The sequence below is a fragment of the Amycolatopsis sp. NBC_01480 genome (assembly GCF_036227205.1).
Classification (GTDB): domain Bacteria; phylum Actinomycetota; class Actinomycetes; order Mycobacteriales; family Pseudonocardiaceae; genus Amycolatopsis.
In genome coordinates this window covers 2,133,755-2,145,710 of record NZ_CP109442.1, presented here as the reverse complement: position 1 = coordinate 2,145,710, position 11,956 = coordinate 2,133,755, and the positions used below count along the sequence as shown (strand labels likewise).

The 11,956-nt window shown below is 69.0% G+C and carries 11 protein-coding genes, 1 tRNA gene and 3 pseudogenes; 11 read left to right on the top strand and 4 right to left on the bottom strand.

Annotation, left to right across the window (positions count from 1 at the left end; all coding sequences use genetic code 11):
* Positions 1 to 70 precede the first annotated feature (70 nt).
* From OG371_RS10085 to OG371_RS10060, 6 genes and pseudogenes are all read left to right on the top strand, one after another.
* Positions 71 to 808: an SDR family oxidoreductase gene (locus OG371_RS10085; protein WP_329067861.1), complete on the top strand. Its 738-nt coding sequence runs from the start codon at positions 71 to 73 to the stop codon at positions 806 to 808.
* A pseudogene (locus tag OG371_RS10080) lies at positions 808 to 1,388 on the top strand (SDR family oxidoreductase). Before OG371_RS10085 ends, OG371_RS10080 begins: the two are co-directional and overlap by 1 nt.
* Positions 1,385 to 2,193, top strand: a pseudogene (locus OG371_RS10075) (SDR family oxidoreductase). The pseudogenes OG371_RS10080 and OG371_RS10075 overlap by 4 nt, the downstream one beginning before the upstream one ends.
* A 142-nt stretch (positions 2,194 to 2,335) precedes the next feature.
* On the top strand, positions 2,336 to 3,238 hold the full coding sequence (locus tag OG371_RS10070) for a phosphotransferase family protein (protein WP_329067859.1): 903 nt from the start codon (positions 2,336 to 2,338) through the stop codon (positions 3,236 to 3,238).
* A gap of 17 nt (positions 3,239 to 3,255) precedes the next feature.
* Positions 3,256 to 4,410, top strand: coding sequence for an acyl-CoA dehydrogenase family protein (locus tag OG371_RS10065; RefSeq protein ID WP_329067857.1), 1,155 nt, complete (start codon positions 3,256 to 3,258; stop codon positions 4,408 to 4,410).
* Positions 4,411 to 4,499: 89 nt separating this feature from the next.
* Complete coding sequence (locus tag OG371_RS10060) at positions 4,500 to 5,255, top strand: alpha/beta fold hydrolase (protein WP_329067855.1); 756 nt, start codon at positions 4,500 to 4,502, stop codon at positions 5,253 to 5,255.
* Here the strand turns inward: OG371_RS10060 and OG371_RS10055 are convergent.
* Positions 5,218 to 5,682, bottom strand: coding sequence for a hypothetical protein (locus OG371_RS10055; RefSeq protein ID WP_329067852.1), 465 nt, complete (start codon positions 5,680 to 5,682; stop codon positions 5,218 to 5,220). The genes OG371_RS10060 and OG371_RS10055 overlap by 38 nt on opposite strands.
* Positions 5,683 to 5,989: 307 nt before the next feature.
* On the opposite strand from OG371_RS10055, the gene OG371_RS10050 reads away from it, so the two are divergent.
* A complete protein-coding gene (locus OG371_RS10050; protein ID WP_329067850.1) occupies positions 5,990 to 6,466 on the top strand; it encodes a winged helix-turn-helix transcriptional regulator in 477 nt (158 codons plus the stop codon).
* Between the two features lie 202 nt (positions 6,467 to 6,668).
* On the opposite strand, the gene OG371_RS10045 is transcribed toward OG371_RS10050, so the two are convergent.
* The 3 genes and pseudogenes from OG371_RS10045 to OG371_RS10035 all read right to left on the bottom strand — a co-directional run bounded on the left by OG371_RS10045 (position 6,669) and on the right by OG371_RS10035 (position 8,126).
* Complete coding sequence (locus OG371_RS10045) at positions 6,669 to 7,043, bottom strand: FAD-dependent oxidoreductase (RefSeq protein WP_329067848.1); 375 nt, start codon at positions 7,041 to 7,043, stop codon at positions 6,669 to 6,671.
* Positions 7,044 to 7,107: 64 nt separating this feature from the next.
* Positions 7,108 to 7,829: pseudogene (locus OG371_RS10040) on the bottom strand (AMP-binding enzyme); the annotation flags it as partial.
* 224 nt (positions 7,830 to 8,053) lie between these two features.
* A tRNA-Arg gene (locus OG371_RS10035) sits at positions 8,054 to 8,126 on the bottom strand.
* A 238-nt stretch (positions 8,127 to 8,364) separates the two neighbouring features.
* Between OG371_RS10035 and OG371_RS10030 the strand changes: the two genes are divergently transcribed.
* The 4 genes from OG371_RS10030 (at position 8,365) to OG371_RS10015 (ending at position 11,812) form a co-directional block, all read left to right on the top strand.
* Complete coding sequence (locus OG371_RS10030) at positions 8,365 to 9,018, top strand: response regulator (protein ID WP_091617461.1); 654 nt, start codon at positions 8,365 to 8,367, stop codon at positions 9,016 to 9,018.
* Positions 9,019 to 9,645, top strand: a complete 627-nt coding sequence (locus OG371_RS10025) for a trimeric intracellular cation channel family protein (protein WP_329067846.1) — start codon at positions 9,019 to 9,021, stop codon at positions 9,643 to 9,645.
* Between the two features lie 62 nt (positions 9,646 to 9,707).
* On the top strand, positions 9,708 to 10,400 hold the full coding sequence (locus OG371_RS10020) for a response regulator transcription factor (protein WP_329067844.1): 693 nt from the start codon (positions 9,708 to 9,710) through the stop codon (positions 10,398 to 10,400).
* Entirely contained in the window at positions 10,397 to 11,812 is a 1,416-nt protein-coding gene (locus OG371_RS10015; protein ID WP_329067842.1) for a HAMP domain-containing sensor histidine kinase, read from the top strand. Before OG371_RS10020 ends, OG371_RS10015 begins: the two co-directional genes overlap by 4 nt.
* Positions 11,813 to 11,956: the final 144 nt, after the last annotated feature.

Here is an 11,956-nt window from a genome sequence, read left to right as displayed (position 1 = left end):
GCGCTTGCCCGCCACGACTCAGGGTGCGCCACGTGCTACTACCAATCCACTACCTGGAGTCACAGGTTCCATGCGCAATCTCACCTACGATTTTGCCGGACGCAGCGTGCTGATCACCGGCGCGGCGCGCGGCGTCGGGCTGGGCATCGCCGAACTGTTCGCCCGCGCCGGTGCTCACACCTTCATGGTCGACTTCGACACGGGCCTCGTCGCCGAGGAAGCCGCCCGGCTCGGCGCGAGCGGGCTGGCCGCGGACGTGGCGGACACGAACGCGGTCGAGAACGTCGTCGCGACGGTGCTCGACGCCACTGGCCGGCTGGATGTGCTCGTCAACAACGCCGGCATCCTGCGGGACCGGACAGTGTGGCATCTGACCGACGAGGACTGGCAGGCCGTCCTCGACGTCCATCTCGGGGGAACCTTCAAGTTCACACGCGCCGTGGTGCCGACGTTCCGGACGCAAGGGTCCGGTCGCATCATCAATGTCACTTCCTACACCGGTATCCGGGGCAATCCCGGGCAGTCCAACTACGCGGCGGCGAAGGCGGGGATCATCGGCTTCACCAAGACGACCGCCAAGGAGCTCGGGCGCTACGGCGTCACGGTGAACGCGATTTCCCCGAACGCCAACACTCGCATGATTGAGTCCATTCCGGACGACAAGCGGGCCGAACTCGCGCGGGCGATACCGCTCGGACGCTTCGCCGACCCGGCGGAGATCGCCGACGCGGTGGCCTTCCTCTCCTCGGCCGAGGCCCGCTACATCACGGGCGCCGTGCTGCCCGTCGACGGCGGAATCTCGATCTGATGAGAGGCCTGGCTGGAAAGGTGGCCATCGTGACCGGGGCCAGTCGCGGAATCGGGTTCGGGATCGCGGAACGCCTCGTCTCCGCCGGGGCGCGGGTCGTGCTCACCGCACGCAAGCCCGAAGCGCTCGCGCGGGCAGCCGAGGACCTGGGCGGCGCGGACCACGCGATCGGGCGCTCGCCTGGGTGCAGGCCGCTCATGCCGCATGGTGGACCGAACACGACGGTGCCGTCGTCAACCTCTCCTCCGTTTCCGGCCTGGAGCCCGCCCCGGGGATCGCTTGGTACGGTGCGACGAAGGCAATGCTGATCAGCCTGACCCAGGCACTGGCCGTCGAACTGGCGCCACGGGTTCGCGTGAACGCGGTCGCCCCGGCCGTGGTGAAGACGAGGTTCGCCGCCGCTCTCTACGAAGACCGCGAGGCGGAACTGGGGTCGTCGTATCCGCTGGGCCGTCTCGGCGTCCCTTCCGACATCGCGGGTGCCGTCACGTTTTTCCTGTCCGAGGAGGCCGGGTGGATCACCGGCGCCACGTTGGTCGTGGACGGAGGAATCACATTGGCCCGGGGAGATGCCGCATGACTCACACCGCGATCGAAGGCAAGCGTGTGGTCGTGACCGGAGCCGGGCACGGGATCGGCGCGGCGCTCGCGACCCGGGTCGCGGCCGAGGGCGCGCGCGTGGTGGTCAACGACGTCGATGCCGATGCCGATGCCTGTGGCGCGGTCGCGCGGAGCATCGGTGCTCACGCGGCCCCTGGCGATTGCGCATCGGCGCGGGAGTCGCCGAACTGCTGGCCACCGCGAGGGAAGAGCTGGGCGGAATCGACATCTACTTCGCTAACGCCGGCATCGACCACGGACGCGCCGACAGTCTCCAGGCCACGGATGAGGGCTGGGGGGCCATGTTCGACACCAACGTGCTGGCGCACGTCCGGGCCGCCCACGAGCTGATGCCCGATTGGGTGGCCGGGCAGGGTGGCCGCTTTGTGGTCACGGCGTCGGCGGCAGGTCTGCTCACCATGCTCGGGTCGGCCGCCTACTCGGTCACGAAGCACGCGGCTGTCGCGTTCGCAGAATGGCTTTCGATCACTTACGGCGGTCACCGGGTCATCGTGCAAGCCATCTGCCCGCAGGGTGTGCGGACTCGGATGCTCGACCAGGCGGCCGCCCCGCTGCGGAACCTGCTGTCCCACGACCTCGTGCTCACCCCGCACCAGGTCGCGAACGCGTGGGTGGAGTCCTTGGAGGACAACCGGTTCCTGGTCCTGCCCCACCCGGAGGTCGCCGGGTACTACGCGGCGAAGGCGGCCGACATCGACCGGTGGCTCGGCGGAATGCGCCGTGTGTGGGCGAAGGTCGAGCGGTCGTGGGGGCGGGACCGGTGAGCGAGAAGCAGCGGCCGGAGGGAATCCCGGGGCTCGACCTGACCGCCTTCCACAAGTGGTACGAGCAAATGTGCCCTGGGGATCTCGGGGCCGGCCTGCGGGCCTGCTGATCGCCGGCGGCAAGTCGAACCTCACCTACCTGGTGACCGACGGGGTGCATCGGCGGATCGTGCGACGACCACCGCTTGGGCACGTGCAGGCCACCGCTCACGACATGGGACGCGAGTTCCGGGTGATGACAGCGCTGCGCGACAGCGATGTGCCCGTCCCGCGGACCTACGCCCACTCGGCCGATCCCACGGTGATCGGAGCCGAGTTCTACGTGATGGAACACGTGGCGGGCACCTCCTACCGGAGTGCGCGGGAGCTGTTGCCGCTGGGCGAGGACCGCACGCAGCACCTCGCGACCGCCATGATCGACGTCCTGGCACGGCTTCATGCCGTGGAGCCGGAGTCCGTTGGTCTCGGTGGCCTCGGCCGGCCCGCCGGCTTCCTGGCGCGACAGGTACGGCGCTGGGGCCGGCAGCTTGAGGGATCGCGCACCCGCGAGCTGCCCGACGCGGAGAAACTCCGGGCGGCATTGGCCGACCTCGTTCCCACCGGCACTGATGATGCCGCGACGGGGGTGCACGGCGACTATCACCTCCACAACCTGTTGTGCGCGGCCGGGTGGGAGGAGTCGGTGCGAGCCGTCATCGACTGGGAGATGGCGACGCTCGGCGACCCGCTCACCGACCTTGCCCTTGTCCTGGTCTACGACGAACTCGGCCGGATGGACGGTGGTCGGGACATCAACGACGTGAGCCGCGCACCGGGCTATCCCAGTGTGACCGAGCAGCTGGAGCACTACGCGGTTGCCAGCGGTCGTGAACTGCGGGGGATGGAGTTCTACCTCGGGCTGGCGTATTTCAAGATGGCCGTCATCCTGGAGGGCATTCATTTCCGCTTCCTGGCCGGGCAGACCGTCGGGAAGGGGTTCGACGCCATCGGTCGAGTAGTGGAGCCCCTGCTGGCGGCCGGTCTGGCCGCTCTTCGGGGACGGTGAAAGATGCGGAGACCAAGATGAGGGCGACTATCTACGGCGAGAACCACGAGGCGTTCCGTTCGTCGGTCAGGGAGTTCCTCGAGCGATCGGTGATCCCGAACGTCGGGCAATACGCCGCGGACAAAGGGCTGCCGCGAGCGTTCTGGCTCGAGGCCGGTAAGCAGGGCTTCCTCGGCCTGGCGATTCCCGAACGTCACGGTGGTTCCCGTGAACTGGCTGCACAGGACTACCGCTTCAACGCCGTGTTGCTGGAGGAACTGGCCAAGGTCAACGCCGCTCTCGCGTCCTGCGTCGGTATCCACGCCGACATTGTCGCGCCCTATCTGGTCCACCTCACCACCGAGGAACAGCGCCGGCGATGGTTGCCGCAGGTCGCGAATGGACAGTTGCTGACCGCGATCGCGATGACCGAACCGTCCGGTGGATCGGACCTCGCGGCGTTGAAGACCACCGCGGTTCGTGACGGCGGCGAGTGGGTACTCAACGGGTCGAAGGCCTTCATCACCAACGGCTACTCCGCTGACCTCGTGCTGGTCGCCGCCCGCACCAGCCCGGCGAAGAAGGCACGCGGCATCACGCTGTTCGCCGTCGAGGCCACCGCACGTGGCTTCGGCCGTGGCCGCAAGCTCGGCAAGGTCGGCCAGGACGAGTCCGACACCGCCGAGTTGTTCTTCGGCGATGTGCGGGTCACCGACGACGACATCGTGGGTGATCTCGACGGCGGCTTCATCCACATGATGCGCAACCTCCCGCAGGAAAGGCTGGGGTGCGCGGTTTCGAATCTCGCGCACGCCAAGCAGATTCTCGACGAGACATTTGAGTACACAAAGGAACGCACGGCTTTCGGTAGTTCGATAGGTTCGTTCCAGCACAACAAGTTCCTGCTCGCCGAGCTCTATACGAAGGTGGACGTCAGTCAGGCTTACGTCGACCGGTGCGTCACGGCCCACTCGGCCGGCGAGCTGACCGCGACCGGCGCAGCGAAGGCCAAATGGTGGACTTCCCAGGTGCAGAACGAGGTCCTTGGCCACTGCGTGCAGTTGCACGGCGGCTACGGCTTCATGAACGAGTACCGGGTCGCCCGTGCCTGGCGCGACGCCCGGGTCGCCAAGATCTGGGCCGGGCCGAACGAGACCATGAAAGAACTGATCAGTCGCGATCTCGGTCTTTGACCAGGGTTTCGTTCCGCTGGAGCGTGTCCCGGGACAAGGGCACCAGCCAATTCGCTGAGGAGACGATGATGTCACGAACGAGCTCAGGCATGTTCTACACGGAGCAGGGGCAGGGCGAGCGCGCCCTCGTTTTGCTCCCCGGATTCGGTTGCTCGACCGACATCTGGCGTCCGATCGCCGATCGGCTGGCAGGCTTCCGGCTCGTTCTCCTTGACCTGCCCGGGCACGCTGGATCGGCCGGTGTCCGCACCGACGGTCACCTTCCCGGCCTCGCGGATCTCGTCCGGAACGCCGTCCACGAGGTGGTGGCACCGCCCTACACCGTTCTCGGCTATTCACTGGGCGGTGCGATCGGACTCCGGATGGCGCTCGATCATCCCGACGAGATCGACGCGCTTGTCGGCGTCGTCCCGTGGAACGCGGCGGGCACCTCTGCCCAGGACCCCGTGCTGTCCGGGTTCGATGCCGCGTTCGGCGACGCCGACAGCATCACACAGGGCGTGGCGGCCATCTCCTCGGACCCCAGCAAGACGGCGCGCCTCGCGCAAGACATGCTGACCGTATCCGAGGAGATGTGGCACGGCTGGCTCGCCGGCGGCGCGTTGACCAGCCAGGCGGACCAGTTGGCGACCCTGCGGGTGCCCACCTGCTACGTGCTTGCCGGCGGGGACACCGTTGTCGACCTGAGCAAACAGATCGACGACGTCCGCGCGATGCCCGCCGGCCGAGCCGTCCTGCTGTCCGGCATGGGCCACCTCTGCGGCTACGAGGCGCCCGATGCCGTCGCGCGTGAAATCACTCGCTACCTCAGCGCAGGAAGCGTTCCGAAACAGCCAGCATCGTGATCGCGTGCCCAGCTCGGTCAACGAGTTCGGCCAGCGCGCCGGGGGCGGCCCTGACTCCCTCTTCGAACGCGGAGACCGTGGGCCACCATAGCTGCCGAGCACCGAGAAACGGCGCGTCCGCTCCGTGCACCTCGGTGCTCGGCCGGTTGCGGACGTGCCGGAAGGCCCGCAGGCGGTGGCCCAGCTCGGTGTCTTCCTCACCCGCCCACCCGGCGTTGCCGTCCAGATGGACGAACTGCAGGAGCTGGACGCTGGTGGGGCGGTCGAGCACGTTCCACTGGACGTCGGCGGGGTGGCCCTCGCCATCCGTGCGCGGCCGGCTGGCAAGTACCTCCTCCTCCGTGGAGAAGAACCTGTTCCTCGGCAAGTCCTGAAAGGACGGTTCGTTCGGCGCGACCTTGTCGACGTACTGGGGGTCCCGCAGCAACTCCTCCGCCGCCGCGGACGAGTCGAAGCTCGAGATCGCGATGCCCTCATATTCGGCCTATCGAGCCCGAGCAGCGCGGTGTCGATCTGGTGGGCCTGCACGTAGTCGAGCAGGCCGGGGATCAGCCGGCCCATGGTCCCGTGCGGGTGGCGCCAATGGTCGTGGAATTTCTGCTTGCTGACATCGGGGCGGCGGGCGATCAGGGAGAGGAAGCGAATCACAGTGACCTCCGGGGTATCTAAGTTGGCTTCACCAATCTAGCATCTGGATTGGCAAAGCCAATTTAGGTGTTTGAGATGATGGGCACATGACTCGGACTGCAGGCAACGCGGAGCTCCCGGCCGGGGCGGTGGAGTCCTGCTCACTCACCCAGACCGTCGAGATGGTCGGTGAGCGCTGGAAGTTCCTGATCCTGCGCGAGGCGCTCGGCGGGGCCACCCGTTTCTCGGAGTTCCGCGACGTGCTCGGCATCGCCTCGGATGTGCTCAGCAACCGGCTGGCGGCCCTCGTCGAAAGCCGGATCCTGGAGCGGCGGGAGTACCGCGAAACCGGCCAGCGCGCCCGGTTCAGCTACCACCTCACCGCGGCCGGCCGGGAACTCGCGCTGGCGGTGGCCGCGCTGCAGCAGTGGGGCGACCGGTACCGCCCCAGTGACCAGCCGGCGCTGCGCTTCTTCAGTCCGGACGGCACTCCCCTCACCGTCCGGTTCGTCGACGAGCGCGGCGATTTGGTAGCTCCGTCCGACGTGCGCATCGACAACGGGCGCAGCGGCGAGCCGAAATGACAGCAAGGGCGGCCGGCGCCGGGACGCGGTGACCAACTGCGGTCACCGCGGCGACGCCCAGGCGGGAAAACCCCGATCCTGGACCTGCGGATCGGCGGGCGAGGCGTCCCCGTCTTGTGCGTGAACGCATTCGTGATCGCCTTCGCCTACGGGCGCCATCCTGGTCTCGTTCCCCACCATCGTCGCTCTCGCCGGAGATGGGCTACGGCCTGGGAGCATCGGCGGCCCTCGCGGGATTTCTGCTGTTTCCACTCGGCGTTGCCGGATCAACCGGAAGCAGCGCCGCCCACCGGCTGGAATCCGTTGCCGGTGCACCGGCTGCCGGGCGAATCGGGGACCGTTCGATGCCCAGCTCGCCGCACAGCCGATCGGTCGGCGTTCCACGGTAGACGGCCCCGGCGCCGCTGGGCACGAACTCGTCGGCGATTGAGATCATCTTGGTTCGACCGCCGACGAACGGCTCCTTCTCGAACACCAGGCTCGGTACCCCAGCGGCGTTCAGACGGTAGGCACAGGACGGCCCGACCAACCCGCCCCCGATGATCGCGACATCGGTCTGAATCAGGTCTTTCGGCAAGGCCATTGCTCCTCTCAATCTGCTGTGTACAGACGCTGAATCAGGTCCACCGGGCCAGGGGAGGTCAGAACGTGGTGACATCGAGCTCGCCGTCCGCGTACTGTTTGCGCAACGCTTTCTTGTCGAACTTTCCGACGCTGGTCATCGGGAGCGCAGGAATGATCGTCCAGCGTTCTGGCACCTGCCATTTGGCGACCCGCTCGGCGAGGACGCGCGCAGCGTCTCGAAATCCGTACTCGCGCCCTCCTTCAACACAATTGTGGCAAGCGGCCGTTCGTCCCACTTGTCGTCCGACACGGCGATGACGGCGGCCGCGGCGAGGTAAGGGTGGGACATCAGGGCGGTCTCGAGGTCGACGCTGGAGATCCATTCGCCGCCGGACTTGATGACGTCCTTGGTGAGGGTGAGGTAGCCGTCGTGGCTGATTGTGCCGACGTCGCCGGTCTTGAGCCAGCCGTCCTGGCTGAACTTGTCGGCGGGGCGCAGCGGTTCGCCCTTCGCGCCGCCGCCTCCGTAATACGCGCCGGTAATCCACGGGCCGCGGACCTCGAGCTCGCCAACGGCCTTGCCGTCCCAAGGCAGGTGCTCGCCGTCGGGACCGGTCAGTCGCGCCTCCACGCCCGCCGGGAAACGCCCCTGGGTGAGCCGATATGCGAACTCCTCCGCACTGTCAGGTTCGACGCCTGCCGGGGCCCGGGCGACAGTGCCGAGCGGAGACGTCTCGGTCATGCCCCAGGCGTGGCAGACGCGCACGCCCAGCTTGTCGAACGCCGCCATGGGGGGACTGTTTCCGCAACGGTGTTTCCGGTCCCTACTACGCGACACGGACGGATGGACGCGGGAGTCGTTCACCAGCGAGAGCCGCCAGCACGTCTCAGCCTGGCAGAGCTCCCCACCTGCCCCAGACGATCATCCGCTCATGGCGCGGCGCGTCCCTACGAGGTAACAGTTCGGTCACTGTCACCGCCTGAAGTGCAAAGGTTCGCACAGTTCGGATACTGGCTCGTTCGCGCCCCCGGCAGGATTCGAACCTGCGACACCCGCTTTAGGAGAGCGGTGCTCTATCCCCTGAGCTACGAGGGCATGTGTAGCCATCCGAAGACTACCGGTAAGCCGGCCCAGGGGAAGCACCAGGGCACGCGACGCAAGTAGTCGCCCATGTGGGGGACCTCCGGCGGGCTGGACCTGGCTACACGGGCGCCCATGCGGACCAGTCCCATCACCTGGTCGTGTCTGGTTTCGAAACCCTGAACAACAGTAGGTAATCTTCCTTAACGGGATGCGGGGAGCCGCCTCCACCACCGGCTGCCGGAGGGCTTCGTTGATCAAGCTCATGTTCGCCGACGACGAGGAACTGGTTCGTTCGGGGCTGCGCGCCATGATGTCCGGAGCTGCGGACATCGAGATCGTGGGCGAGGCGAGCGACGGCAGATCCGCGGTGGAGGTCGCGCGCCGGTATCACCCGGACGTGGCCCTGCTGGACATCAAGATGCGGGCGCCGGACGACGGCATCCGGGCGCTGCGGGCCATCCTCGCGCTGCCCGACCCGCCCACCGTCGCGATGCTGACCACGTTCGACATCGACGAGTACGTCAGCCTCGCGCTGCGGCTCGGCGCGAACGGGTTCCTGCTGAAGGACATCGACCCCGCCGCGTTGCTGCGCGCCGTGCGCGACCTGGCCAAAGGCGGCGCCGTCCTCGATCCCGGGGTGGCCGCGCGGATGGTGCAGACCCACCGCGACGAGCAGCGCGCCGCCCAGCCCGCGCGCAAGCTGCTCGCCTCGCTTTCCGAGCGCGAGCGGGAGGTCGTCGCGCTGATCGGGCAGGGGCTGTCCAACGCGGAGATCGGCGGGCGGCTGCACCTGTCCGAGGCCACGGTCAAGGGGTACGTCTCCGCGGTGCTCTCCAAGATCGGCGCCGCCAACCGCGTGCAGGCCGCGCTCCTGGCCTACCGCGGCGGGCTGCTCGACCAGTAGATGGCGCTCACCGCGCTCGAGTTCCTGGGGCTCGTGGCGTTCGCGGCCTCGGGCGCGCTCGCCGCGGTGCGGGCGCGGCTCGACGTGTTCGGCGTGGTCATCGTCGGCCTCACCACGGCGCTGGGCGGTGGCGTCATCCGCGACGTGCTGCTGGGCATCCACCCGCCGACCACGCTGCGCAACTGGCCGTACCTCGCGGTGTGCGCGGCCACGGCGCTGGTCGTGTTCGCGTTCCACCCGCAGGTCGCGCGGCTGCGGCGCGCCGTGCTGCTCGCCGACGCGCTGGGGCTGGGCGTCTTCGCCACCAGCGGGACGACGATCGCGCTCAACTCCGGCGCCACCGTGTACGCCGCGTGCCTGATCGGCATGACCACCGGCATCGGCGGCGGCGCCGTGCGCGACCTGCTGCTGCGCGAGATCCCGCTGGTCCTGCGCAAAGAGATCTACGCGGTCGCGGCGCTGGCCGGGGCGGTGCTCGTCGCCATCGGTCACGAGCTGAAATGGCCGGCCGGGCCGGTCACGATCGTGGCGGCCGCCGCCGTGGTCGCCGTCCGGATGCTCGCGCTCTGGCGGCACTGGAACGCGCCGGTGGCCAGGCCGCCCGGTCCGGAACCGGAACGTGACTAATCCTTTGTGTGTTCTGAGTGTGTTCTTAGGCGAGTCTCAGCACGCTGCGTAAGACTGACGCCATGCGCATCCTTGTGGTGGACGACGACCGCGCCGTCCGTGAATCGCTCAGGCGATCCCTGGAGTTCAACGGCTACCAGGTGGAACTCGCCGGCGACGGTGCGCAGGCCCTGGAAGCGATCATCGCGAACCGGCCGGACGCGATGGTGCTCGACGTGATGATGCCGCGCCTCGACGGGCTCGAGGTGGCGCGCCGCCTGCGCAGCACCGGCGACGATCTGCCGATCCTCGTGCTGACCGCCCGCGACACCGTTTCCGACCGGGTCTCCGGCCTCGACGCCGGCGCCGACGACTACCTGCCCAAGCCGTTCGCGCTGGAGGAGCTGCTGGCCCGGCTGCGCGCGCTGCTGCGCCGCGCCGTGCCGGACAACCAGCCGGGCGAGACGTCGGAAGTGCTGTCGTTCGCCGACCTGACGCTGGACCCGGGCACCCGCGAGGTCCGCCGCGGCGGCCGCGAGATCAGCCTCACCCGGACCGAGTTCGCGCTGCTCGAACTGTTTCTCTCGTACCCCAAGCACGTGCTGACGCGGGGAAGGATTCTGGAGGAAGTATGGGGTTACGACTTCCCGACGTCGGGCAACGCGCTGGAGGTCTACGTCGGCTACTTGCGCCGCAAGACGGAAGCGGACGGGGAGCCGAGGCTGATCCACACGGTGCGGGGCGTGGGGTACGTCCTGCGCGAAACCCCGCCGTGACCGGCGCCGTTCCGGTGGTCGACGTCACCGACCCGCGCGGCGACCGCTGGAGCACCCGCCGGTTCTCGCTGCGCGGCCGGGTGACGCTGCTGGCCGCGGCCTGCGTGGCCGGCGCCGTCGCGCTCGTCTCGCTCGGCGCGTACATGATCGTCTCCAGCAACCTCTACCAGCAGCTCGACGACAACCTGCTGGCCCGCGCGCAGGCGGCGGTCGACTCGCCGCCGGTGCAGGCGCAGCTGAAGCAGGTCCCCGGCGCGTTCCTGGCGAGCGCGGACCTGCAGATCGGCCAGCTGAACGCGTTGACGAACGAGCTGACGTACCCGCAGGCCGGCTCGCCGCCGCCGTACGGGGCGCCCGAGCTGGCCGTGGCCGCGGGGCAGTCGCCGCAATCGCTGCGCACGGACGTCGCGACGGACACGAGGGTGGTCGCGCTCCCGTCCGGGCACGGCGAGGCGATGGTGCTCGCGCAGTCCATGGAGCCGACCAAGCGGACGCTGAACGAGCTGGCCGTGGTGCTGTTCCTGGTGGGCGGCGCCGGGATCGTGGTGGCCGCGGGCGCGGGCACAGCCGTCGCGCGCGCCGGTCTGCGGCCGGTCGACCGCCTGACCTCGGCTGCCGAGCGCGTCGCCGCCACCGGCGACCTGCGCCCCATCCCGGTCAGCGGCGACGACGAGCTGGCCCGGCTCACGCAGAGCTTCAACACGATGCTCGGCACGGTCGCCGACTCGCAGGAACGGCAGCGCCAGCTCGTCGCCGACGCCGGCCACGAGCTGCGCACCCCGCTGACTTCCTTGCGCACCAACCTGGAGCTGCTGCTCTCGGCCAGCCGGCCGGGCTCGCGCACGCTGCCGGAGGAGGACCGCGCGGACATCGAGGCCGACATCCGCGGGCAGATCGACGAGCTGACGCAGCTCATCGGCGACCTCGTGGAGCTGGCCCGGCAGGACGAGCCGCGCGAGCACACCGAACGCGTCGAGCTGGTCGAGGTCGTCGAGCGCGCGCTGGACCGCGCCCGCCGCCGCGCCGGCGAGATCGAGTTCGACGTGACGCTGGAGCCGTGGGTGCTCACCGGCGACAACAGCGGGCTGGAACGCGCGGTGCTCAACCTCCTGGACAACGCCGTCAAGTTCTCGCCGCCGGGCTCGCGCGTGCGGGTTTCGCTGCGCGCGCTGGGCGACGGCACGGCGGTGGTCGAGGTCGCCGACGCCGGCCCGGGCATCGCCGAAGAGGACCTGCCCAAGGTGTTCGACCGCTTCTACCGCTCGTCGGAGGCCCGCACGCTGCCCGGCTCCGGGCTGGGACTGGCGATCGTCAAGCACGCCGCCGAACGCCACGGCGGCAACGTCTACGCGATGCGCGCGCCCGAAGGCGGGGCCCTGCTCACCATCCGGCTCCCGGGGGCGCCGGGCTGAGCCACCGCGCTGAACGGCCGCAGACGCCGCCCGGAACCATCGGCTCCGGGCGGCGTCTCAGATATCGGGCCACTCCCTCTGGGGGCTCGCCCGCACGGGGGACGCCGTGCGGGTGGCGCGTCCCGCACGAGACATGTTGAATCG